Source organism: Enterovibrio gelatinilyticus (assembly GCF_028683095.1).
Lineage (GTDB): Bacteria > Pseudomonadota > Gammaproteobacteria > Enterobacterales > Vibrionaceae > Enterovibrio > Enterovibrio gelatinilyticus.
The window spans coordinates 1-475 of the sequence record NZ_JAJUBC010000122.1 but is presented as its reverse complement, the minus strand read 5'-3'; the positions used below and the strand labels follow the sequence as shown (position 1 = coordinate 475).

Sequence of the window (475 nt, the reverse complement as noted above, 5' to 3'; positions counted from 1 at the left end):
GCGGTACTCGGTGCATTTTTTCTCGTTGTTCCAGCGAGAAAACATGACTTCCCGCCGCTGGCGGTGAAAACGCACGGGCAGGGTTTGGGTTAGCATTTTTCGGGCGTGACGATGTACTTTGTACAGTATGAACCACAGTGCCAGCATGGGGAGAAAAAATAACCCTAAACCCCCAAATACCTGCATGGGATCTAAGACATCGACCCAAACGCCATTGATTTTCTGCTCTCGGTATAAGGCATCGATAAACCCCATTACGCCTCCATCACTCCAAAGCAGCCAGACAGGGATACCGAGGCTCATCAAGAACAGTAACCACATTTGCTGGGTTTGGAAAATCATGCCACCAGCGCCACCCACTTCAATGTAACTGTCGGTTTTTTTGACCAAAATATCGTGAGTGTTTAAGGGGGGAATATTGGTGTGCACGGGCACGGGGCTGAGCACCAGGCTGCTACCAAGGGTTTTGTCCGTA

At 50.1% G+C, this 475-nt stretch carries 1 protein-coding gene; it reads right to left on the bottom strand.

Going from position 1 to position 475, the window contains the following annotated elements:
- On the bottom strand, positions 1-475 hold a 475-nt coding region (locus tag LRP50_RS25490; RefSeq protein ID WP_274167188.1), incomplete at both ends, for a hypothetical protein.